24 protein-coding genes are annotated in these 21,354 nt (G+C 60.2%); 2 read left to right on the top strand and 22 right to left on the bottom strand.

All coding sequences use genetic code 11. From position 1 onward, the window contains the following. The 9 genes from AC4PR2_RS09580 to fkpA form a co-directional block, all read right to left on the bottom strand. A partial coding sequence (locus tag AC4PR2_RS09580) for a GTP-binding protein (RefSeq protein ID WP_016831079.1) occupies nt 1–176 on the bottom strand: 176 nt, incomplete at its 3' end. 70 nt (nt 177–246) lie between these two features. Further along, nucleotides 247–2,361, bottom strand: a complete 2,115-nt coding sequence (fusA, locus tag AC4PR2_RS09585) for an elongation factor G (protein WP_060428649.1) — start codon at nt 2,359–2,361, stop codon at nt 247–249. A gap of 93 nt (nt 2,362–2,454) precedes the next feature. Beyond that, entirely contained in the window at nt 2,455–2,925 is a 471-nt protein-coding gene (gene rpsG, locus AC4PR2_RS09590) for a 30S ribosomal protein S7 (RefSeq protein WP_004956203.1), read from the bottom strand. 96 nt (nt 2,926–3,021) lie between these two features. Then, complete coding sequence (gene rpsL / locus AC4PR2_RS09595; protein WP_004930426.1) at nt 3,022–3,396, bottom strand: 30S ribosomal protein S12; 375 nt, start codon at nt 3,394–3,396, stop codon at nt 3,022–3,024. Nucleotides 3,397–3,539: 143 nt separating this feature from the next. After that, nucleotides 3,540–3,827: a sulfurtransferase complex subunit TusB gene (gene tusB, locus AC4PR2_RS09600; protein ID WP_019456119.1), complete on the bottom strand. Its 288-nt coding sequence runs from the start codon at nt 3,825–3,827 to the stop codon at nt 3,540–3,542. 9 nt (nt 3,828–3,836) lie between these two features. Continuing rightward, a complete protein-coding gene (tusC, locus tag AC4PR2_RS09605) occupies nt 3,837–4,196 on the bottom strand; it encodes a sulfurtransferase complex subunit TusC (RefSeq protein WP_443014321.1) in 360 nt (119 codons plus the stop codon). 7 nt (nt 4,197–4,203) lie between these two features. Then, complete coding sequence (tusD, locus tag AC4PR2_RS09610; RefSeq protein WP_015379269.1) at nt 4,204–4,593, bottom strand: sulfurtransferase complex subunit TusD; 390 nt, start codon at nt 4,591–4,593, stop codon at nt 4,204–4,206. Further along, on the bottom strand, nt 4,593–5,315 hold the full coding sequence (locus AC4PR2_RS09615) for a helix-turn-helix transcriptional regulator (protein ID WP_004930418.1): 723 nt from the start codon (nt 5,313–5,315) through the stop codon (nt 4,593–4,595). Before AC4PR2_RS09615 ends, tusD begins: the two co-directional genes overlap by 1 nt. A gap of 373 nt (nt 5,316–5,688) precedes the next feature. Then, entirely contained in the window at nt 5,689–6,528 is an 840-nt protein-coding gene (gene fkpA / locus AC4PR2_RS09620) for an FKBP-type peptidyl-prolyl cis-trans isomerase (RefSeq protein WP_100396736.1), read from the bottom strand. A 356-nt stretch (nt 6,529–6,884) separates the two neighbouring features. On the opposite strand from fkpA, the gene AC4PR2_RS09625 reads away from it, so the two are divergent. Next, nucleotides 6,885–7,112: a SlyX family protein gene (locus tag AC4PR2_RS09625; protein ID WP_033649297.1), complete on the top strand. Its 228-nt coding sequence runs from the start codon at nt 6,885–6,887 to the stop codon at nt 7,110–7,112. Between the two features lie 15 nt (nt 7,113–7,127). Here AC4PR2_RS09625 and AC4PR2_RS09630 read toward each other — a convergent pair whose 3' ends face one another. From AC4PR2_RS09630 to kefG, 7 genes are all read right to left on the bottom strand, one after another. Beyond that, a complete protein-coding gene (locus AC4PR2_RS09630; protein WP_100396737.1) occupies nt 7,128–8,300 on the bottom strand; it encodes a MalY/PatB family protein in 1,173 nt (390 codons plus the stop codon). Between the two features lies 1 nt (nt 8,301). Then, on the bottom strand, nt 8,302–9,741 hold the full coding sequence (gene nhaC / locus AC4PR2_RS09635) for a Na+/H+ antiporter NhaC (protein WP_492175071.1): 1,440 nt from the start codon (nt 9,739–9,741) through the stop codon (nt 8,302–8,304). Between the two features lie 122 nt (nt 9,742–9,863). Beyond that, nucleotides 9,864–10,892, bottom strand: a complete 1,029-nt coding sequence (locus AC4PR2_RS09640) for a LacI family DNA-binding transcriptional regulator (RefSeq protein ID WP_102985419.1) — start codon at nt 10,890–10,892, stop codon at nt 9,864–9,866. A 92-nt stretch (nt 10,893–10,984) separates the two neighbouring features. Continuing rightward, entirely contained in the window at nt 10,985–11,572 is a 588-nt protein-coding gene (gene slyD / locus AC4PR2_RS09645) for a peptidylprolyl isomerase (RefSeq protein ID WP_038878063.1), read from the bottom strand. Nucleotides 11,573–11,684: 112 nt separating this feature from the next. Next, the gene (locus AC4PR2_RS09650; RefSeq protein WP_015379274.1) at nt 11,685–11,888 is read right to left on the bottom strand and encodes a YheV family putative zinc ribbon protein; all 204 of its coding nucleotides are present in this window, start codon (nt 11,886–11,888) and stop codon (nt 11,685–11,687) included. A gap of 14 nt (nt 11,889–11,902) precedes the next feature. Further along, a complete protein-coding gene (gene kefB / locus AC4PR2_RS09655) occupies nt 11,903–13,711 on the bottom strand; it encodes a glutathione-regulated potassium-efflux system protein KefB (protein WP_033645251.1) in 1,809 nt (602 codons plus the stop codon). Nucleotides 13,712–13,713: 2 nt separating this feature from the next. After that, nucleotides 13,714–14,265 (bottom strand): glutathione-regulated potassium-efflux system ancillary protein KefG, encoded by a 552-nt coding sequence (kefG, locus tag AC4PR2_RS09660; RefSeq protein WP_033645385.1) that lies wholly within the window; start codon nt 14,263–14,265, stop codon nt 13,714–13,716. Between the two features lie 129 nt (nt 14,266–14,394). Between kefG and AC4PR2_RS09665 the strand changes: the two genes are divergently transcribed. Then, nucleotides 14,395–16,308, top strand: coding sequence for an ABC transporter ATP-binding protein (locus AC4PR2_RS09665; RefSeq protein ID WP_060424569.1), 1,914 nt, complete (start codon nt 14,395–14,397; stop codon nt 16,306–16,308). A 3-nt stretch (nt 16,309–16,311) separates the two neighbouring features. Here AC4PR2_RS09665 and tauD read toward each other — a convergent pair whose 3' ends face one another. The 6 genes from tauD to AC4PR2_RS09695 all read right to left on the bottom strand — a co-directional run bounded on the left by tauD (nt 16,312) and on the right by AC4PR2_RS09695 (nt 21,272). Further along, a complete protein-coding gene (tauD, locus tag AC4PR2_RS09670; RefSeq protein ID WP_033636267.1) occupies nt 16,312–17,160 on the bottom strand; it encodes a taurine dioxygenase in 849 nt (282 codons plus the stop codon). Further along, nucleotides 17,157–17,993 (bottom strand): taurine ABC transporter permease TauC, encoded by an 837-nt coding sequence (tauC, locus tag AC4PR2_RS09675; protein ID WP_033631937.1) that lies wholly within the window; start codon nt 17,991–17,993, stop codon nt 17,157–17,159. The genes tauD and tauC overlap by 4 nt, the downstream gene beginning before the upstream one ends. Further along, entirely contained in the window at nt 17,990–18,757 is a 768-nt protein-coding gene (tauB, locus tag AC4PR2_RS09680) for a taurine ABC transporter ATP-binding subunit (protein ID WP_060424566.1), read from the bottom strand. The genes tauC and tauB overlap by 4 nt, the downstream gene beginning before the upstream one ends. Nucleotides 18,758–18,766: 9 nt before the next feature. After that, nucleotides 18,767–19,762: a taurine ABC transporter substrate-binding protein gene (tauA, locus tag AC4PR2_RS09685; RefSeq protein ID WP_197862557.1), complete on the bottom strand. Its 996-nt coding sequence runs from the start codon at nt 19,760–19,762 to the stop codon at nt 18,767–18,769. Nucleotides 19,763–19,876: 114 nt separating this feature from the next. Next, a complete protein-coding gene (locus tag AC4PR2_RS09690) occupies nt 19,877–20,659 on the bottom strand; it encodes a PhzF family phenazine biosynthesis isomerase (RefSeq protein ID WP_197813620.1) in 783 nt (260 codons plus the stop codon). A 10-nt stretch (nt 20,660–20,669) separates the two neighbouring features. After that, the gene (locus tag AC4PR2_RS09695; RefSeq protein ID WP_060424559.1) at nt 20,670–21,272 is read right to left on the bottom strand and encodes a LysE family translocator; all 603 of its coding nucleotides are present in this window, start codon (nt 21,270–21,272) and stop codon (nt 20,670–20,672) included. Between the last annotated feature and the right edge of the window lie 82 nt (nt 21,273–21,354).

Genomic DNA, 21,354 nt, shown 5'->3' on the forward strand with positions numbered 1-21,354 from the left:
CGAGCTTTTTCTTCTGGCGCGTTATCGATCTGGTCGAAAGCACGTGCAGAACCGCCGTAGGTTTTAGCCAGTACGGTGGTGATCGCTGCAGTCAGGGTAGTTTTACCGTGGTCAACGTGGCCGATAGTACCAACGTTAACGTGCGGTTTTGTACGTTCAAATTTTTCTTTAGACACGGCTATATTCCTTACTATAGCGCTCTCCCCTTCTGGAGAGAGCACGGGACTTTGGTTTTAACCCTGCGGCTTATTTGCCACGGGCTTCGATTACGGCCTGAGCGACGTTGTTCGGTGCATCATCATACTTCAGGAATTCCATGGTGTATGATGCGCGACCTTTAGTCAGAGAACGCAGCTGAGTTGCGTAGCCGAACATTTCGGACAACGGTACTTCAGCGTGGATCTTAACGCCAGTCACTTCAGATTCCTGACCGCGCAGCATGCCGCGACGACGGCTCAAGTCACCGATAACGTCACCGGTGTTCTCTTCTGGAGTCTCAACTTCAACCTTCATGATAGGCTCAAGCAGAACTGGTTTCGCTTTCTTAAAGCCTTCTTTAAAGGCGATAGACGCGGCCAGTTTAAACGCCAGTTCAGAGGAGTCAACGTCGTGGTAAGAACCGAAGTGCAGACGAATACCCATGTCTACTACCGGGTAACCAGCCAACGGACCAGACTTCAGCTGCTCCTGGATGCCTTTATCAACGGCAGGGATGTATTCGCCAGGAATTACACCACCTTTGATGTCGTTGATGAACTCGTAACCTTTCGGGTTAGAGCCCGGCTCCAGTGGGTACATGTCGATCACAACGTGACCGTACTGACCGCGACCACCAGACTGCTTGGCGTGCTTACCTTCAACATCGGTAATCTTCGCGCGAATCGCTTCGCGGTAAGCTACCTGAGGTTTGCCCACGTTAGCTTCAACGTTGAATTCACGCTTCATGCGGTCAACGATGATGTCGAGGTGCAGTTCACCCATACCGGCGATGATGGTCTGGTTAGACTCTTCGTCAGTCCATACGCGGAATGACGGGTCTTCTTTAGCCAGACGGCCCAGAGCCAGACCCATTTTTTCCTGGTCAGCTTTGGTTTTCGGTTCAACGGCGATAGAGATTACCGGCTCAGGGAATTCCATACGCTCCAGGATGATTGGAGAGTCTGGGTCACACAGGGTGTCCCCGGTGGTCACGTCTTTCAGACCGATCGCAGCGGCGATGTCGCCTGCGCGAACTTCTTTGATCTCTTCACGCTTGTTAGCGTGCATCTGAACGATACGGCCGAAACGCTCGCGCGCAGACTTAACGGAGTTCAGCACGGTGTCGCCGGAGTTAACAACGCCGGAGTACACGCGGAAGAAGGTCAAGTTACCTACGAACGGGTCGGTAGCGATTTTGAACGCCAGAGCAGAGAACGGCTCGTCATCACTTGCGTGACGCTCAGCCGGAGTGTCTTTACCGTCGTCCAGGATACCGTTGATCGCAGGAACGTCAGTTGGTGCCGGCAGGTATTCGATTACCGCATCCAGCATCGCCTGCACGCCCTTGTTCTTGAACGCAGAACCACAGGTAACCAGGATGATTTCGTTGTTCAGTACGCGCTGACGCAGAGCGGATTTGATTTCTTCCTCGGTCAGCTCTTCGCCGCCCAGGTATTTTTCCATCAGCTCTTCGGAAGCTTCCGCAGCGGACTCGATCAGGTTCTGGCGCCATTCTTCAGCCAGATCCATCATGTCAGCCGGCACGTCTTCGTATTCGAAGGTTACGCCTGCGTCTTCTTCGTTCCAGTTGATCGCCTTCATCTTCACCAGGTCGATAACGCCGGTGAATTTGTCTTCTGCGCCGATAGCCAGCTGCAGAGGAACAGGGTTAGCACCCAGACGAGATTTGATCTGGCCAACAACTTTCAGGAAGTTAGCACCCATACGGTCCATTTTGTTAACGAACGCGATACGTGGCACTTTGTATTTGTTAGCCTGACGCCATACGGTTTCAGACTGTGGCTGAACACCACCAACAGCACAGTAAACCATTACCGCGCCATCCAGCACACGCATGGAACGTTCTACTTCGATGGTGAAGTCAACGTGCCCTGGGGTGTCGATGATGTTTACGCGATGCGGTTCGAACTGCTTGGCCATACCAGACCAGAAAGCAGTAGTCGCTGCAGAAGTGATGGTAATACCACGCTCCTGCTCCTGTTCCATCCAGTCCATGGTGGCAGCGCCGTCATGAACTTCACCGATTTTGTGGTTTACACCGGTGTAGAACAGAATACGTTCGGTAGTGGTGGTTTTACCGGCGTCGATGTGAGCACTGATACCGATGTTGCGGTAGCGTGCAATGGGTGTTGTACGAGCCATTTGATTCCTCTATTCCTAGGGCGTTCAAGTTCAGTTAACCCAAGCGGGCCGATTTGACGCGCCCGCTTGGTTAGCATGACTACAGCCGGGTGATTACCAGCGGTAGTGGGCGAACGCCTTGTTGGCTTCGGCCATACGGTGAACGTCTTCACGCTTCTTAACAGCAGAACCTTTGTTCTCTGCTGCGTCAGACAGCTCGTTCGCCAGGCGCAGAGCCATGGATTTATCACCGCGTTTACGTGCAGCATCAACGATCCAACGCATTGCCAGAGCATTACGACGAACCGGGCGGACTTCAACTGGTACCTGATAAGTAGAACCGCCAACGCGACGCGACTTAACTTCTACAGTCGGGCGAACGTTGTCGAGAGCGACTTCGAAAGCTTCCAGGTGATCTTTACCAGAACGCTGAGCCAGGGTCTCCAGCGCGGTATAGACGATTGCTTCTGCAGTAGATTTTTTACCGTCTACCATCAGGATATTTACAAATTTGGCCAGCAGCTCAGATCCGAACTTAGGATCTGGCAGGATTTTACGTTGGCCGATTACGCGACGACGTGGCATGGAAATACTCCGTTGTTAATTCAGGATTGTCCAAAACTCTACGAGTTTATTTTGACATTAAAGTTAAAACGTTTGGCCTTACTTAACGGAGAACCATTAAGCCTTTGGCTTCTTCACGCCGTACTTGGAACGAGCTTGCTTACGGTCTTTAACACCGGAGCAGTCAAGTGCACCACGGACGGTGTGGTAACGCACACCTGGCAGGTCTTTTACACGACCGCCACGGATCAGGATTACGGAGTGTTCCTGCAGGTTGTGGCCTTCGCCACCGATGTAGGAAGTTACTTCGAAACCGTTGGTCAAACGCACACGGCAAACTTTACGCAGTGCGGAGTTTGGTTTTTTCGGGGTAGTGGTGTATACGCGGGTGCATACGCCACGTTTCTGCGGGCAGGCTTCCAGCGCTGGAACGTTGCTTTTAGCAGCCTTCACAGAGCGTGGTTTGCGAACCAGCTGGTTAATTGTTGCCATTAAAAAAGCTCCTGGTTTTTGCTTCGTACTAGCTTCGTAAACATGTGATAAATCCCCTCGTATGCACTATTGGCAAAGTACGAGGACGCAGAATTTTAGGGCTGACCAGTATGGGTGTCAAGAAATATACAACATCACTCTCATCACCAGGCCATTTGGCTGCGGTGTTGTTCGGTTAATTCAACGAAGTGATTATAGCCGACGACAGTGATTTTGTGCGAGAAATGACCAACCAATCCCCGGGCTTCCAGGTCGTCCTGCAGCGCGTAAAGGGATATGGGGGCGGCGAGCAGCAATTCAAGATGGGCGCTGCCGGCAAGGCCGGCAAGCACGCCGTCCTGCAGCAGCAGCAGCGCGTCGCCCTCTGCCGTCAGGCGCAGCAGCGCAGGTAAGTCACATTGGTTTGGCGAATGGCTCAGGGTATACAGCATCAAAGGATCCTAAAACGTCATCACGGCGTCGTAGCCGGCCAGTTCGCGGCGCAGTTCGTCCGGCGCCAACACCTCGGCGTCCAGCACCCAATCGGTCACCTGGCTCAGCCCACGCTCCTGCAGCGAAGCCTGGCACAGATAGCAGCGCTCCACGTCATACAGCGGCAGCACGCCGAAGGTGGCAATGTAATTGCGCGCCAAAATCTTTTCCGGTTGCTGGCCCGGCAACAGCTGCAATACGCCATCGCCGACAAAAAACACCCCCAATTCTTCGCTGAGCGCCGACGTGGCGAGCAGCGCATCCAGCCCTTCCCTGCCGCCGGCGCCGCCGTGCGGCCCGTGGGTGAAAACAAAAGCGACTCGTTTCATCATATCCTCAGAACTGCACCAGACGGTCGCAACTCAGCGACGCTTCGGCCAGGGAACCCAGCCCGCTCAGGGTAAAACCGGGCTGCAGGTTGGCGCTTGCCAGCCCCTGCTGCGCCGCCTCCTGCTCGTCGGTGACGCCACGACGCAGCGCAGCAGCAACGCAGACGTTGAGCGCCACGCCGTGTTGCTGCGCCAGCTGCGCCCAGCCGCGCACCAGGTCGAACTCGTCACTGGCCGGCGCGGTCAGCTGGTTGGCGTTCAACACCCCTTCACGGTAGAAAAAAACGCTGGAAAGCCGGTGCCCTTTCGCCAGCAAAGCCTGAGCGAACTGATAGGCGCTGCTGGCCTGCTGCGTGCCGTAAGCCGGGCCGGTGACCAACAGGCAATAATCGAGCATCAACGGTCGCTTCCCAACAGATCGCCGCTCTTGAACTGGCGGATATACAGATACACGGTGTGTTTGGAGATATTCAGGCGATCCGCCACCTGGTTGATCGCATCCTTGATGTCGAAGATGCCTTTCTCATAGAGATTGAGCACCACCTGACGATTCTTGGCATTATTGGACACCGAGCGGTCGGCGTTCACCTCTTCGATGGTGAACTCCAGCGTCTGCGCCACCAGATCGTCGACGGAAGAAGCGAAATTCACCGACGACGGCACGTCCTGCGTGGCCGGCGGCATAAAGGTCTGCATGATCTGCGAGAACGGCACGTCGAGGTTCATGTTGATGCACAGCAAGCCGATCACCCGCTGCTCGCGATTGCGAATGGCGATGGTCACCGACTTCATCAACACGCCGCTCTTGGCGCGGGTAAAGTAGGCTTTCGACACGCTGCTGTCGTCGCCGGCCATGTCGTGCAGCATGCGCAGCGCCAGATCGGTGATCGGCGAGCCGATTTTACGCCCGGTATGTTCACCGTTGGCGATGCGTACCGCAGAGCTGTTCAGGTCTTCCAGCGCGTGCAGTACGATCTCGCAGTGGCCGCCGATCAACATCGCCAACCCGTCGACCACCGCTTCATAGGATTTCAGGATTTCATGATCCGTTTGAGTAAACGGACGTTCATTCAGCAAATCAAGTTCGCTGGCTTCGCTGGATAAAAGCGAATTCGACATCGAAGATACCACCCTCATAGATCGCCTGTGCCAGGGGGCGCAGCTAAAACCGCTCGGACCGGATCGCTGCCGTCGTCGGCACGCCGCAGCGCGGCCGGCTGAGAGCGGCATCAAACGGCACGATGACATCCGCGGGCGAGGCGGCCGGGAACAATTTTAGGTACACGCCCTAAGGGGCAGACGCATGACTGATAAATCAGAATTATTAGTCTAGCAAAGCGGCCGGAGCAAAGTCCTTGCGTTTGCGCGTGGTATTGACGTTAAGCCCGATGCCCGGCAGGCGTCAAGCGTTCAATGGAGAGAGAGGCGGCGGCTGCCGAAATGAAAACCGCCGCGGAGGGCATCCGCGGCGGTGGCAAACAGAGCGACGATGTTATTTCGCTTTGGTAGCGGCTTTCGCGTCAGCCGGTTTTTCGGCTTTAGCGTCGGCTTTCGGCGCCGCTTTCACGTCCAGCAGCTCAACGTCGAAGACCAGCGTGGAGTTAGCCGGGATGCCCGGAACGCCGGTTTTACCGTAGGCCAGCGCCGGTGGGATCACCAGCTTGATTTTGCCGCCTTTCTTGATGTGTTTCAGGCCTTCGGTCCAGCCTGGGATCACGCCGTCCAGACGGAACGACAGCGGCTCGCCGCGGGTGTAGGAGTTATCGAACTCGGTACCGTCGGTCAGGGTGCCTTTGTAGTTCACTACCACGGTGTCGCTGTCTTTCGGTGCTTCACCCGCGCCCGGTTTCTCTACCAGGTACAGCAGGCCGGATTCGGTTTTCTTCACGCCTTTTTCTTTAGCGAAGCTGTCGCGGTACTTGGCGCCTTTGGTTTCGTTGTCCTTGGCGTCCTGTTCCATCTTCGCCTGAGCGGAAGCCTTCACGCGCGCTTCGAAGCCCTGCAGGGTCTTCTCGATGTCGGCATCGTTCAGCTTGCTCTTGTTGGCGAACGCGTCCTGAACGCCGGCGATCAGCTGATCTTTGTCCAGCTTGATGCCCAGCTTCTCTTGCTCTTTCAGAGAGTTGTCCATGTAACGGCCGAGAGAGGCGCCCAGTGCGTAAGCCGCTTGCTCGTCGTCGTTTTTGAACTTGCCGGTGCTCGGTGCTGCTGCCGCGTCCGCTGGTTTAGCGGCTTCTGCCGGTTTGGCGGCATCGGCTGCCATGACCTGGGTCGCATTCAGAGCAAAAGCCATGGTGGTTGCCAGAAGCGTGACTTTAAACAAAGATTTCATCCATTTCTCCAGTGTCTGAAGCAATGCCCCAAACAATCATTAGGTAAGATAACCGGGCTACTATAGCTGCCTGAAACAAAACAAAACAGTCGCACAGGTAACCAATCGAGTCAAAGTGTGACTCCCGCTTTGCCAAGAAGTTTCCCACCGCGTGCTACTCGCATGATAAATCAGATTTTTCTTGCAGAATATTCGGCGAGGTTAGCAAAAAACGGCGTATCAGGCGCGCAACTTTTCAGCACTTTACACTGCCGATCGCAACGTTGCGCGCCGTCTGGAGAAATAGCGCGAGCAAACCCGGCGCCAGCTGTTACCATAGCGCCGAATCAGGATTTTATCGCGTCAGAGGTAGCCTCATGCACAACGCCGACACTCAACGCCTGCTACAGCGGCTTGAAGAACTGGAGAGCCGTCAGGCCTTCCAAGAGCTCACCATCGAAGAGCTCAACCAGACCGTCATCCAGCATCAAATGGAAATGCTGAAGATGCGCGAACATCTGCGCATGTTGACCGACAAGCTGCGCTCGACCCAAACCTCAATGATCGCCTCGCAATCGGAAGAAACGCCTCCGCCGCACTATTGAGGGCCCGCCATGCGGTTATTTCAGGCGTGCCAGCCCTGCGACGGCACGCTCGAGATACCGGCGCGGGCACCCCAGGTTGATACGGATAAAACCGCTCCCCTGCGGGCCGAAACCGTTGCCCATCGACGGCGCCAGCTTCGCCACCGCCACCAGCGCCTGCTGCAAGTCAGCATCGTTCAAACCCAGCGAGCGGCAATCCAGCCAGGCGAGATAGGTCCCTTCAGCCTGGGTCATCGTGCACCAGGGCGCGGCGTCCGCCAGCGCCTGCTTAAACCAACGCCGGTTCTCCGCCAGGTAGTCGAGCAGCTCATCAAGCCAGGCCGCGCCCCGTTGATAGGCCGCGGTCGCCGCCGTCATCGACAGCGCGTTGAACACATCCAGCCCGTGGGCGTTCAGCCGATCGACAAACGCCTGCCGAAGCCGGGCATTGGGGATCAGGAAATTCGAAATGCGCAGCGAGGAAAGGCCGAACGTTTTGCTGGCGGACGTCGCCGCAATGACCCGCTCGCGATATTCCTCGCCCAGATGCAACACCGACGTAAACGTCTCGCCGGGCAGCAGCAGGTCGGCCCAAATTTCATCGGAGATCACCGTGACGTCGTGGGCGTGGCAGAGCGCCATGAGCCGCTCCAGTTCATCACGGCGCCAGCAACGGCCGGTCGGGTTGTGCGGATTGCACAGCAACAACAGCGGCGGTTTACGCTGCGCCAGGCAGGCGGCCAGCTGGTCGAAATCGATCCGGTATCCCTGCGGGGTTTCCAGCAGCGGGTTTTCAATCACCTCTCTGCCGTTCATGGTGACTATCTTGGCGAACGAGCCATAGTACGGCCCCTGCACCACCACGCCATCCCCCGGCCTGCTGAGCAGTTGGATCAGCATCGCCAACCCCGGCACTACCCCTTCAATCGACGTGAACCATTCGCGCCGCAGCGGCAAGCCGTGCCGCTTGGCAAACCAGTCGATCGCCGCCTCATAGTAAGCGTCGTCGCGTTCGCTGTAGCCAAAGACGCCGTGGTCCACCCGCTGATGCAGCGCCTGCTGCACCTCCGGCGGGCACGGAAAGTCGAAATCGGACACCCACATCGGCAACAGTTCACTGCCGTCCAGTTGCAGATAGCGGTCGATGAAGTCCCACTTCACGGAGCCGGTGTTGTGGCGATCGATGATGGCGTTGAAATGACTCGTCATGTCAGGCTTCCTTACGCTGCAAGTCGTTCTGAGGTTGGAGTTTGGCGATACCGAAGCCGGTGAACCCATAAATCAGGGCGAACACCACCGCGGCATAACATTGGATCGCCCACGGCAGCAGATCGAGGGTGCTGACCCCCAGCGTGGTGGCCATGTAAATGCCGGCGGCCGTCCACGGGATCAGCGGTTCGATGACGGTGCCCGCATCTTCGACGGTGCGCGACAGATTTTTGTTGTCCAGCCCCATGCGTCGATAGGCCCCTTTGAACAGCTCCGCCGGGATCAGCAGCGCCAGCTTGCCGTCGCTGGTCGCGCCGGTCACCAGGATAGTGGTGGCAACGGTGGCGGCGATCAGCTGGCCGGTGGTGTGCACCACTTTCAACAGCCGGCTGATGATCACCGTCAGCGCGCCGGTCAGCGTCAGGGCGCCGGCGAAGGAAAAGGCGCAGAACACCAGCAGGATCGTACTCATCATCGAGAACATGCCGCCGCGGTTCAGCAGGCGCGGCACATCGGCGACGATCCCTTCGACGTTATGGCCCTGAGTGGCGAACATCGACAGATTGAAGCCGTCCATCAACGCATTCAGCCCCTGCTGCAGGCTAAAGCCCTGCAGCGCGACGCCGATGGCGATCGCCAGCGCGCAGGCGGCCAGCATGACGGGGATCACCGGCCGTTTGGTCACCGCGCCCCACAGCACCAGCACCGGCGGCAGGATCAGTAGCAGATTGAAGTGGTACAGCCCCTCGAGCGCACCGACAATTTCGGTCACTTTTTCGGGCGTTGCCACGCTGCCCACCGCACCGGTGTGGCCGGCGATCAGGTACACCACGGCGGTCAGGATAAAACTCGGCAGCGTCGTGTACATCAGATGCTGGATATGGCTGTAGAGATCGGTATCCGCAACGATAGCCGCGAAGTTCGTCGAATCGGACAACGGCGAAATTTTGTCGCCGAAGTAAGCGCCGGACACCACCGCCCCGGCCGCGGCGGCCAGCGGCACGTCCAGACCGGCGGCCACGCCCATCAGCGCCACGCCCACGGTGCCGGCCGCCCCCCACGAGGTGCCGGTGCACACCGAGATCACGCTGGTGATGAAGAACGCGGCGATCAGAATATATTGCGGGCTGATCAGCTTCAGCCCCCAATACACCATGTAAGGGATGGTGCCGCTGATCATCCAGGTGCCGATCAGGCCGCCCACGCAGATCAGGATCATGATCACCGGCATCGCCTTCGCCAGCTTGGCCACGATGGCCTCGATGATGTCGTCCCAGCGGTAGCCTTGCCACCAGGCTAACGCCGCGGCGATGGCGGCGGAAACCAGCAGCAGCGGTTCAATGCGCAGGCCAAACTGGCCATAGCCGATGATGAGCAGCAACAGCATGGCCACAATCGGCAGCGTCGCCAGCCCAAGGTTGAGCGTTTTCTTATTATCCATATACGGCTCCTGTTGAAGATGGGGTACTGCAACAGCGTAATGGCTTCGGTAATTGGAGGATGTGAGCGCAGGCAACCGGCCATGTAATCGGTTTCATGAGATGGCGTTGTGTGAGCCGTCTCTCATTCACCGCGCTTGCTTTGCTCATGCGGTTCGCCGTCGGCTACGGAGTCTCGCAGGATAAGTTCGGCCGAAAAGCGGTTGTTTCGTGGCGCGACGTCGCTGCCGCTGTGAATCTGTAGCGCCAGGCGCGCGGCACGCCGAGCCATTTTCTCGATGGGATAATGCACGGTGGTCAACGCGGGGTGGAGATACTTCGCCAGGGCAATGTCGTCAAAACCGACGATCGACAGCGCCTCAGGCAGCTGAATGTGCCGTTGGTGGCAGGTGCGCATCATGCCGGCGGCCATTACGTCGTTGAAGGTCACTGCGGCGGTGAAGCATGGGTCGCTGGCCAGCACGCGCTCGGCCGCCAGTTCGCCCCCTCGCTCGTTGAAGGGCACGCTGATGATCCAGCTGCCGGGTACCTCAATGCCGGCGGCGGCCATGGCCTTGCGGTAACCCGCTAACCGCTGCGCGCGGTCGTCGATCGGCAGATCCGCCGTCACGCAGGCAATTCTCCGATGCCCCTGGCGTATGAGCAACTCGGTCGCCGTCTGCGCCGCATTGGCGTTGTCGAGCCAGATGCAACGGTTGGCGATGGCGGGCAGATAACGATTGATCAGCACCAGCGCAGGCGTGTGGGCGGCGTAGCGCAGCAGCTCCTCCTCCCCCATGCGCGTGACGTGCGCCACGATGGCTTCGCATCCCTGGTTGATGAGAAAATCGAGGCCGCTTTTTTCCAGCTCGGCCTGATGCCCGCCGCTGCACAACATCAACCGCACGCCGGCCTGCCGCGTGATGTCTTCCACGCCCCGCGCCAGGCGTGAAAAAAACGGATCGTCGAGGTTGCCGGTCAGCAATCCCAGCATATTGCCGCTTCTTTTCGCCAGCGCCAGCGCGGCGGCGTTGCGATGGTAGTTAAACTCGCGCATCGCTTTCTCGACGCGTTCGCGGGTCACCGGTTCAACGTAGGCGGTATTATTGATCACCCGGCTGACGGTGGCCGTGGAAACGCCGGCGCGGCGCGCAACGTCTTTCATGGTGGCCATGGCATGTCCTGTTGTGCCGTTCGGCGCCCGGTGCGCCGCGCATAAAAAAGGGCAGCCGATGGCCGCCCTCTTGTCTCGTCACTGCGCTCTGCTTAGTGGCAGCCGCAGCCGCCGTTACCGCAACCACCTTTACCGTGGTCGTGACCATGGTCGTGATCGTGGCTGTGGCCGTGACCGCCGCAGCAGCCTTCACCGTGTTCGTGGTGATGGTCGTGCTCGCCGTGTACGTGGCCGTGCGCCAGTTCTTCTTCGGTCGCTTCGCGGATCGCGACAACTTCCACGTTGAAGTTCAGGTTTTGGCCGGCCAGCATGTGGTTGCCGTCAACCACCACGTGGTCGCCGTCAACTTCGGTGATTTCAACCGGTACCGGGCCCTGATCGGTGTCAGCCAGGAAACGCATGCCGACCTGCAGTTCGTCAACGCCCATGAAGACGTCTTTCGGTACGCGCTGCACCAGGTTTTCGTCGTAGTTGCCGTACGCGTCGTTCGCGCCGACGTGAACGTCAAAACGATCGCCAACGTCGTGGCCTTCGAGTGCTTTTTCCAGACCTGCGATCAGAGAACCATGCCCGTGCAGATAGTCCAGCGGTGCGCTCACCGGAGACTCATCAACCAAAACACCGTCTTCTGTACGTACTTGGTAAGCCAGGCTGACCACCAAGTCTTTTGCTACTTTCATGATATCTCCTACCGTTGGCTACTAGGACGCACACCGTTATCGGGATGCGCGCCTTTTCCGGACAGATTGTAACGGAAATCTGCCTCGCTGTACCCTCCGGGATAAAAAAACGCTACTTCGGCTGGAAAATGCCGATCACCTGCTCTTGCGGGCGAACGTGTTTTTCCACCTGTTGTTCGGTCTGGCGCTGATGGTGGCCGCACTTGACGCACTCCACCACCTCCACCTGATCCTCCCGCCATACCGCCAGCGTATCCATGGCGCTACAGCTTGGGCACACCGCCCCGGCGATAAATCTTTTACGTGTTGCAGACATCGTTATGCTCCCGCTTATTCGTATTCGTCCCAGCCGTCGAACTGGCGGCTTTCTTTTTGCATTTCGCGATGGAACAGCTCTTCCAGCTCGCGCCGCGCCTCTTTCACGCGGGAAATTTGAGCCACGTCGCCCTGATGCGGCGGCATCAGTTCACGCAGCATACGCATATCCAGGCGGCGGAAATGCTGCTGGGCGCGGAAGGCCTGATGCGGGTGCATCCCCAACTCCATCAGCGCCTTGCGCCCCAGTTCCAGCGCGCTGGAGAAGGTTTCGCGGCTGAACTGTTTCACCCCCGCCTGCAGCAACTCATGCGCCTCCACGCGGCCGCGCGCCCGCGCCAGAATGCTCAGGTTCGGGAAGTGTTGCTGGCACAGCCGCACGATCTCCATGGTGTCTTCCGGCTCGTTGCAGGTGATCACGATCGACTTGGCCTTCTCGGCGCCCGCCGCGCGCAGCAGCTCCAGCTCGGTGGCATCGCCGTAATAAACCTTGTAGCCGTAGCGCCGCAGTACGCCAACGGCGCTGACGTCGCGCTCCAGAACGGTAATGCGCATTTTGTTGGCCATCAACAGGCGGCCGATCACCTGGCCGAAACGCCCGAAGCCGACGATGATCACCTGCGGATCGTCATCTTCCACGTACGGCGTCTCCTCATCTTCGTCTTTGGCGTTATAGCGGCGCGCCAAAATGCGGTCGATGGCCTGCATCAACAGCGGCGTGGTCATCATCGACAGCGTCACCACCACCAGCAGCAAAGAGAGTTGATCCGGCTGCAGCACCTTTTGGGCGCCCGCCGCCGAAAACAGCACGAAGGCGAACTCACCGCCCTGGCTGAGCACCCCGGCAAACTGCAGCCGCACCGAACTGCGCAGGCCGAACAGGCGCGACACGCCGTAGAGCACGCCGGATTTGACCGTCACCAGCACCAGCACGCCGATCAACACCTCGGCCAGATGGGTGTAGAGCACGCCGATATTCAACACCATGCCCACCGAGATAAAGAACAACCCCAGCAGCAGCCCTTTAAACGGCTCGATGGAAATTTCCAGTTCGTGGCGGTATTCGCTCTCCGCCAGCAGCACCCCGGCAATGAAGGTGCCGAGCGCCATCGACAGGCCGAGCGCTTCCATAAACAGCGCCGAGCCGAGCACCAGCAACAGCGCCGCGGCGGTGAAGATCTCGCGCACGCCGGAAGCGGCGATATAGCGGAACAGCGGCCGCAGCAGGAAACGGCCGCCGATCAGCATGCCGCCGAACGCCGCCACCTTAAGCGCGATCTTCGCCCAGTCGTCGCTGGTGCCGCCGGCGCCGGCCAGAATCGGGATCAGCGCCAGCGCCGGGATCACCGCCATATCCTGGAACAGCAGCACCGAGAAGCCGAGCTGCCCCCCTTCGTTGCGGTTCATGCCCTTCTCGCGCATCAGCTGCAGCGCCATGGCGGTGGAAGACATCGCCAGGCCGACGCCGCCGATCACCGCCGCCTGCCAGGCGAAGTGCGTCAGGTACAGCAACGCACCCAGCACCGCCGCGGTGATCAACACCTGGCCGGCGCCGGCGCCGAAGATCGAACGCCGCAGCTCCCACAGCTTGCTGGGGTTCAGCTCCAGGCCGATGATGAACATCAGGAACACCACGCCCAGCTCGGAGAAGTGCAGGATCTCGTCGACGTCGCGAATGAAGCCCAATCCCCAGGGGCCGATGGCGATGCCGGCGATCAGATAGCCCAGCACCGCGCCGATCCCCAGGCGACGGGCGATCGGCACCGTCACCACCGCGGCGAACAGGAACAGTAAAATGGCGGTCAGTAAGGTCGATCCTTCCATGCTCACCGCCCTCCGCGTGGCAGCGGGTGGCTCAGCCACTCGCCATAGGCGTCCGCATGGCTACGCAGCACCTCCGGCTTTTGCCGCCGCGCCCAATACACCACGAACGGCGTCAGCCAATGCATATGGCACATCCCGGCGGTCAGCTCGAACGGCCGCAGAATATCTTCCATCGGGTAGTGGTTATAACCGCCGGTGCGGTAGGCGCCTTCCGGTTCGCCGGTGGTGATCACCGAACGCCAGTATTTGCCCGCCAGCGCATTGCCGCCCACGCCGCTGGCAAAGCCGCGCGACAGCACGCGATCCAGCCACTCCTTCAGCAGCGCCGGGCAGCTGTAGGTATACAGGGGGTGCTGAAACACGATGACCTGATGCTCACGCAGCAGCTGTTGTTCGTGATGGATATCGATAAAAAAATCAGGGTAGTGCGCGTAGAGATCGTGCACGGTGACATGTTCCAACTGCTGCGCCGGTCGAAGCAAAACCCGGTTCGCCACCGAGTCATGGGATTCCGGATGGGCATACAGCAGCAAGACCTTGGGCGGCTGCGACATCATTCCCCTCCAAAGCGTCGTCAGGGTAGCGGTTTTCCGTTACCATGCATCGCAAAGACAAAAACAGCGCGCGGTGCGCGTTCTGTTACCTTAATGATAATTTAACATACTCTGAACATACGGCGCTTTATGATTGTATTCTCCTCGCTACAAATCCGACGCGGCATCCGCGTCCTGCTGGACAACGCCACGGCGACGGTTAATCCAGGTCAGAAGGTCGGCCTGGTGGGCAAAAACGGCTGCGGCAAATCCACGCTGCTGTCGCTGCTGAAGGGCGAGATCGCGGCGGACGGCGGCAGCTTCACCTTCCCCGGCAACTGGGCGCTGGCCTGGGTCAACCAGGAGACGCCGGCGCTGGACGTGCCGGCAATCGAGTATGTTATCGACGGCGACCGCGAGTTTCGCCAACTCGAAGCCGAATTGCAGGCGGCCAACGATCGCAACGACGGCCACGCCATCGCCACCCTGCACGGCAAGCTGGACGCCATCGACGCCTGGACCATCCGCTCCCGCGCCGCCAGCCTGCTGCACGGCCTCGGCTTCTCCAACGAACAGCTGCAAAGCCCGGTGCGCGACTTCTCCGGCGGCTGGCGCATGCGCCTCAACCTGGCGCAGGCGCTGGTGTGCCGTTCCGACCTGCTGCTGCTCGACGAACCGACCAACCACCTGGATCTCGATGCGGTGATCTGGCTGGAGCGCTGGCTGAAAAGCTATCCCGGCACGCTGGTGCTGATCTCGCACGACCGCGACTTCCTCGATCCGATCGTCGACAAAATCCTGCATATCGAACAGCAGACGATGAATGAATACACCGGCAACTATTCGTCGTTCGAACGCCAGCGCGCCACCAAGCTGGCGCAGCAGCAGTCGCTGTATCAGCACCAGCAAGAGAAAGTGGCGCACCTGCAAAGCTATATCGACCGTTTCCGCGCGCAGGCCACCAAGGCCAAGCAGGCGCAGAGCCGCATCAAGATGCTGGAGCGCATGGAGCTGATCGCCCCGGCGCACGTCGACAACCCGTTCACCTTCAGCTTCCGTCCGCCGGAAAGCCTGCCAAATCCGCTGCTGCGCATGGACAAAGTCAGCGCCGGGTATGGCGACAAGGTGATCCTGAAGTCAATCAAGCTGAACCTGGTGCCCGGCTCGCGCATTGGCCTGCTCGGCCGCAACGGCGCCGGTAAATCGACGCTGATCAAACTGCTGGCCGGCACTCTGGAACCGCTGAGCGGCGAGATCGGCCTGGCGAAAGGCATCAAGCTGGGTTACTTCGCCCAGCACCAGCTGGAATTCCTGCGCGCCGACGAATCGCCGCTGCAGCACCTGAGCCGCATCGCACCACGGGTGCTGGAGCAGCAGCTGCGCGACTATCTGGGCGGTTTCGGCTTCCAGGGCGACAAGGTCAGCGAAGTGACCGAACGTTTCTCCGGCGGCGAGAAGGCGCGGCTGGTGCTGGCGCTGATCGTCTGGCAGCGCCCTAACCTGCTGCTGCTCGATGAACCGACCAACCACCTGGATCTCGACATGCGTCAGGCGCTGACCGAGGCGCTGATCGATTTCGAAGGCGCGTTGGTGGTGGTCTCGCACGACCGTCACCTGCTGCGCTCTACCACCGACGATCTGTACCTGGTGCACGACGGCCAGGTCGAGCCTTTCGAGGGCGATCTCGACGACTACCAGCAGTGGCTTGTCGACCTGCAGCGCCAGGAAAGCCAGCAGGACGCACCGGAAAAAGAGAGCGGCGGCAACAGCGCGCAGGCGCGCAAGGATCAAAAACGCCGCGAGGCGGAGTTCCGTACGCAGACCCAGCCGCTGCGCAAGCAGATCGCCAAGCTGGAACAGCAGATGGAAAAACTGGGCGCCGAACTGGCGGCGGTGGAGGAACAGCTGGCGGATTCCGCACTGTACGACATCAGCCGCAAGGCCGAGTTGACCGACTGCCTGCAAAAGCAAAGCCAGGCCAAATCCGCGCTGGAAGAGACGGAAATGACCTGGCTGGATGCACAGGAACAGCTGGAACAGTTAACGCAGGCGTTCGAAGCCTAAGCCTCAGGCCTTGTAAAAAGGCCTATCCCCCAGAATGGTCGCGCGGTGCATGATGCGCCGCTGCGGCAGATAATCCGCGTTGGCGTAGTGCTGCGTCACACGGTTATCCCAGATCGCCACGTCATTTTCCTGCCAGCGCCAGCGCACCTGAAACTCCGGTTTGGTGATGTGAGCAAACAGGAAGTTCAGCAAAGCGTCGCTCTCTTTCGGCGCCAGATCGACGATCCTCGTGGTAAACCCTTCATTGACGAACAGCGCCTGCCGGCCACTGACCGGGTGGGTGCGTACCACCGGATGCAGCAGCGGCGGGTTTTTCTGCACCGCCAGCTGCCAGCGCTGATGCTCCTCTTCACTGCCGCGATGTTTGTGTTCCGGGAACGACTTGGTGAAGTCATGCTCCGCACGCAGCCCTGCGAGCAGCGTTCTGAACGGCGCCGACAACGCCTCGTAGGCCGCGATGCCGCTGGCCCACAGCGTATCGCCGCCGGTGGAAGGCAAGGTCTTGGCCGCCAGGATCGCCCCCAGCGGCGGGTTCTCGATAAAGGTCACGTCGGTGTGCCAGTTATCGTTGTCCGGCGGGTTGTCGTCGTGGGTATCGAGCACGATGATCTCTTCCACGTCGGTGGCGTGCGGATAGACCGGATGGATATGCAGATCGCCGAAGCGGCCGGCCAGATCGCGCTGCTGCAGCGGCGTGATCGGCTGATTGCGGAAGAACAGCACCTGATGCTTCAGCAAGGCATGATAAAGCTGTTCAAACTGGCCGTCGCCCAGCGGCCGGGCCAACTCGACGTTTTCCACCAGCGCCCCGATGTAAGGCCCCAGCGGGGTGATATTCAGACGTTCGTTCATTGCTGTACTCCATGCCACGGGGTCAATCGGCGCTGCAGGGCACGCAGCCCCAGCTCCAGCCCAAATGCAATCACCGCAATCACGCCGATGCCGGCTAACACCACGTCGGTCGCCAGAAACTCACCGGCGGATTGCACCATAAATCCCAGGCCGCGCGTGGCGGCGATCAGTTCGGCGGCCACCAGCGTCGACCAGCCGACGCCCAGCCCGATGCGAATGCCGGTCAGGATCTCCGGCAGCGCGCTCGGCAGCACCACGAAACGCAGCACCTGCCAACGCGTGGCGCCCAACGCGCGGGCGGCACGCACCCTCACTTGCGCCACGCTGCGCACGCCGGCCACGGCAGACAGCGTCACCGGCGCGAAGATCGCCAGATAAATCAGTAAGATCTTTGAGGTTTCGCCGATGCCGAACCAAATCACCATCAGCGGCAGATAGGCCAGCGGCGGCACCGGGCGATAGATTTCAATCAGCGGATCGAGGATGCCGCGTACCGTGTCGTTCAGCCCCATGGCGATGCCCACCGGAATGCCGACGATCACCGCCGCCAACAGCGCTACCAGAATACGCCCCAGGCTGGCCGCCAGATGTTGCCACAGCGTGGCGTCCATAAAGCCTTGCGGGCTGGCGATGGTGATCAACTGGTGCAGCACCTGCTGCGGCGCCGGCAAAAACAGTGGGCTGATCAGCTGCAGCGCCGTTACGCCCCACCAGACGATCAACACCGTCAACAGCGTGGCGCCGCTCAGCCAAACGTTGCGCGGCACGCTGAAACGGCGTGCCGCTTTGCCCTGCGGCTGCGCCGCGGCCTTCAAAGTGGAATGCAGGCTCATAGCAAGGCCTCGCGCTGTTGGAAAACTTTGCCCAGCACGTATTCGCGCTGCGCGATAAATTCAGGATCTGACTTGATGGCGCGGCAGGCTTCACCGTCGGCATAGCGTTGGCCGAAGTTCAGCGACAGCCGCTCCACCACCTGCCCTGGCCCCGGCGACAGCAGCAGCAGTTCGCTGGCGAGGAACACCGCCTCTTCGATATCGTGGGTGATCAGCAGCACCTGCTTGCCGGTATCACGCCAAATGGTCAGCAACAGCTCCTGCATCTGCTCGCGGGTGAACGCGTCCAGGGCGCCGAACGGCTCGTCCAACAACAACAGCCGCGGATCGGCGGCCAGAGCGCGGGCGATGCCGACGCGTTGGCGCATGCCGCCGGAAAGCTGCCAGATGAAGTGCTGTTCATAGCCCGCCAGCCCCACGCGCTGCAGCATCTGCTCCGCCACCTGGCGGCGCTGCGCCTTGCCGACGCCGGCCAGTTGCAGACCGAACTCGACGTTGTCCACCACGTTGCGCCACGGCAGTAAGCCCTCATGCTGGAACACCACGCCCCGTTCGGCGCCCGGGCCGTGAACGGGCGTTCCATCCAGCGTGATGCTGCCAGCTGAAGGCTCGATAAACCCGGCGATCAAATTCAGCAGCGTGGTCTTGCCGCAGCCCGACGGGCCGAGCACCACCACCAGTTGCCCGGCGGCGATCTGGAACGACACGTCACGCAGCGCGGGCCGCCCCTGATACTCTGCTGAAAGATGATTGACGTTTAGCATCCTGCTTCCTTACGACTGCGGCGCAGCCTGCACCTGTTTCACAAAGCGGTCGGTCACGTAAGCGCTGTAGTCGCTGTCGACCTGCGGGATCTTGCCCTGCTGCTTGAGGAATTCGGCGGTATCGCGGATCGCCTTGTCCACCGGCTGGCCGAGCTGGGCAACCTGATCCGCCACCGGCAGATAACGGTTTCCCTTCACCAGCTCCGGCACCTGCGCTTCCGGCACGCCGCTCAGGCGCGCCAGCGTGCTGAGGTGGTTCGGATCTTTCAGCCACTGTTCCGGCGCCGCCAGGTAGGCTTTTTGCGCCTGCAGGGTGCTGGCGGCAAAGGCGGTCACCACGTCGGGATGTTTCTCGGCAAAATCTTTGCGCACCACCCACACGTCCAGCGTCGGCGAGCCCCATTCGCCCACCTGCGCGGAGTCGGTCAACACCTTGCCCTGTTTGGCCAGTTCGTTGACCACCGGCGCCCAGACGTAGGCGCCGTCGATGTCGCCGCGCTGCCAGGCGGCGGCGATGGCCGGCGGCTGCAGATTGAGGATCTTCACCTGCTCAGGCTTGATGCCCCAATGCTTGAGCGAGGCCAGCAGGCTGTAATGGGTGGTGGAGATAAACGGCACCGCAATGCGCTTGCCGATCAGATCCTGCGGGCTTTTGATGTCATTCTTCACCACCAGCGCTTCGGAACTGCCGAGCTGCGAGGCGATGAGGAACACTTCGATGGGGAGTTTCTGGCTGGCGGCCACCGCCAGCGGGCTGGAGCCGATATTGCCGATCTGCACGTCGCCGGAGGCCAGCGCACGCAGCACGCTGGAGCCGCTGTCGAACTTACGCCAGTCGACCGTCGCGCCGGACCGTTTGGCGAAGCTGTTTTCCGCCTGCGCCACCTTGGCCGGTTCCGCCGACGTCTGGTACGCCACGGTCACGTCCACCGCGTAGGCGCTGGTTGCGCTGAGCGACAGCGCCAACAGCGCCGCGTTGCGTAAGGAAAAGAGTTTGCCCGCCATGTTCCGCTCCGTTGATAAAAATCTGTTCAGTTGCTGACAGTTTTATCTGAGCGATGACGGGCTATAAAAGAATAAAAAAGTCTTCTTTATTACCGTGAGTAATATAAACGCGGGTTACAGCGCGATACTTCCGCGCAGGAACACATGAGCATAGCCGCCGAGCAGCGTGCGATCCCCGTGCAGTTCGCAGAACAGTTCGCCGCCGCGTGCCGAGATCTGCTGCGCATGCAGCCGATGGCGGCCGAGACGCGCCGTCCAGTAAGGCATCAGCGTGCAGTGCGCGGAGCCGGTAACAGGATCTTCACCGCCGTCGAGCGTGAAATAGCGCGACACGAAGTCCACGGTGTCACCCGGCGCGGTAACGATTACCGCACGCCCGGCCAGCGCGATCAGCGCCGGGATGTCAGGCCGCAGCGCGCGTACCTGCGCCTCATTTTCCAGCACCACCATCAGCGCTTTCGCCTGCCACACCTCCAGCGGCTGCTCGCCCAGCAGCGCCGCGAGGCCCGCCGGTTCAGCCACCTTCTGCGGCGGCCGTGCGGGGAAGTCGAGCACCAGCCGTTCCCCGTCCTGCGCATCGCGCTTGACGAACAGCTCGCCGCCGGCCGAACGGAAGCGGATATCCTGCAGCGCCGGATTGATCGCGCTGAACATCACATGCGCCGCCGCCAGGGTGCCGTGGCCGCAAAGATCGACCTCGCGTTCCGGGGTAAACCAGCGGATAGCGGTCATGTCGCCGTCATCCCAGACAAAGCTGGTTTCCGGCAGGCCGATCTCGTTGGCGATCGCCTGCAGCCGCTCCGCCGGCAGCGGCTGCGTCAGCAGGCAAACCCCGGCCGGGTTGCCGCGCAGCCCTTTGCCGGTAAAGGCAACCACGTGATAATAATTTTCCGCCATCGTTCGCTCCTTAATGCCAGATCAGTAACACACAGGCTGCGGTCAACAACCCCATGGAACCGTTGAAGATAACCCAGGCCTTTTTGCTGCGCAGCAGGCGGCCGATCACGGTGCCGAACGCCAGCCAGATAATGCCGGCGACAATGTTGACCACCAAAATGCCCAGCGCGATCGCCGCAATGGATCCGTTGTACTTATCGCCCGCCAGGCTGAAGCTGGCCACCGCCCCCAGCGCCATCAGCCAGGCTTTCGGGTTGAGGAACTGCAGCAGCCAGCCCTGATACAGCCGCACCGGCTGCGGCGGCGCCACGTCGGTTTCCAGCTTTTCATAGGCGGCGGTGGCGACTTTCCACGCCAGCCACAGCAGGTACAAACTGCCGAGGATTTTCAGGATCAGGTGCAGCGACGGGTAGACCAGGATCAGGCTGCCGACGCCGAAGGCCACCAGCAGCAAAATGCTTTGCATGCCGAGCATGATACCGACCATCAGCCACAGCGATCGCATAAAGCCGAAGTTAGCGCCGGAGGTAGTCAACAGCAGGTTATTGGGGCCAGGCGTGATGGCGGCGACCCACAGGAAGCCCAGCATCGAAAGGAATAAACTCGGTTCCATGGCACGGGTGCTCCTCACCCAAGGCGCTTTTTTGCAGTATCATTGTTAGTTCTTGGTATTGAAGCTAACAGTGCGCTAGGGA

Source organism: Serratia sp. A07 (assembly GCF_058725505.1).

Excerpts from the sequence above, each read along its gene's own strand:
- tauA (WP_197862557.1), bottom strand. The coding sequence starts at position 19,762 with ATGGCGGGCAAACTCTTTTCCTTACGCAACGCGGCGCTGTTGGCGCTG.
- AC4PR2_RS09665 (WP_060424569.1), top strand. The coding sequence starts at position 14,395 with ATGATTGTATTCTCCTCGCTACAAATCCGACGCGGCATCCGCGTCCTG.
- tusB (WP_019456119.1), bottom strand. The coding sequence starts at position 3,827 with ATGCTGTATACCCTGAGCCATTCGCCAAACCAATGTGACTTACCTGCG.
- tauB (WP_060424566.1), bottom strand. The coding sequence starts at position 18,757 with ATGCTAAACGTCAATCATCTTTCAGCAGAGTATCAGGGGCGGCCCGCG.
- tusD (WP_015379269.1), bottom strand. The coding sequence starts at position 4,593 with ATGCTCGATTATTGCCTGTTGGTCACCGGCCCGGCTTACGGCACGCAG.
- AC4PR2_RS09690 (WP_197813620.1), bottom strand. The coding sequence starts at position 20,659 with ATGGCGGAAAATTATTATCACGTGGTTGCCTTTACCGGCAAAGGGCTG.
- AC4PR2_RS09650 (WP_015379274.1), bottom strand. The coding sequence starts at position 11,888 with ATGTCTGCAACACGTAAAAGATTTATCGCCGGGGCGGTGTGCCCAAGC.
- AC4PR2_RS09630 (WP_100396737.1), bottom strand. The coding sequence starts at position 8,300 with ATGACGAGTCATTTCAACGCCATCATCGATCGCCACAACACCGGCTCC.
- AC4PR2_RS09615 (WP_004930418.1), bottom strand. The coding sequence starts at position 5,315 with ATGTCGAATTCGCTTTTATCCAGCGAAGCCAGCGAACTTGATTTGCTG.
- kefB (WP_033645251.1), bottom strand. The coding sequence starts at position 13,711 with ATGGAAGGATCGACCTTACTGACCGCCATTTTACTGTTCCTGTTCGCC.
- rpsL (WP_004930426.1), bottom strand. The coding sequence starts at position 3,396 with ATGGCAACAATTAACCAGCTGGTTCGCAAACCACGCTCTGTGAAGGCT.
- rpsG (WP_004956203.1), bottom strand. The coding sequence starts at position 2,925 with ATGCCACGTCGTCGCGTAATCGGCCAACGTAAAATCCTGCCAGATCCT.
- fkpA (WP_100396736.1), bottom strand. The coding sequence starts at position 6,528 with ATGAAATCTTTGTTTAAAGTCACGCTTCTGGCAACCACCATGGCTTTT.
- slyD (WP_038878063.1), bottom strand. The coding sequence starts at position 11,572 with ATGAAAGTAGCAAAAGACTTGGTGGTCAGCCTGGCTTACCAAGTACGT.
- kefG (WP_033645385.1), bottom strand. The coding sequence starts at position 14,265 with ATGTCGCAGCCGCCCAAGGTCTTGCTGCTGTATGCCCATCCGGAATCC.
- fusA (WP_060428649.1), bottom strand. The coding sequence starts at position 2,361 with ATGGCTCGTACAACACCCATTGCACGCTACCGCAACATCGGTATCAGT.
- tusC (WP_443014321.1), bottom strand. The coding sequence starts at position 4,196 with ATGAAACGAGTCGCTTTTGTTTTCACCCACGGGCCGCACGGCGGCGCC.
- AC4PR2_RS09695 (WP_060424559.1), bottom strand. The coding sequence starts at position 21,272 with ATGGAACCGAGTTTATTCCTTTCGATGCTGGGCTTCCTGTGGGTCGCC.
- nhaC (WP_492175071.1), bottom strand. The coding sequence starts at position 9,741 with ATGGATAATAAGAAAACGCTCAACCTTGGGCTGGCGACGCTGCCGATT.
- AC4PR2_RS09625 (WP_033649297.1), top strand. The coding sequence starts at position 6,885 with ATGCACAACGCCGACACTCAACGCCTGCTACAGCGGCTTGAAGAACTG.
- AC4PR2_RS09640 (WP_102985419.1), bottom strand. The coding sequence starts at position 10,892 with ATGGCCACCATGAAAGACGTTGCGCGCCGCGCCGGCGTTTCCACGGCC.
- tauD (WP_033636267.1), bottom strand. The coding sequence starts at position 17,160 with ATGAACGAACGTCTGAATATCACCCCGCTGGGGCCTTACATCGGGGCG.
- tauC (WP_033631937.1), bottom strand. The coding sequence starts at position 17,993 with ATGAGCCTGCATTCCACTTTGAAGGCCGCGGCGCAGCCGCAGGGCAAA.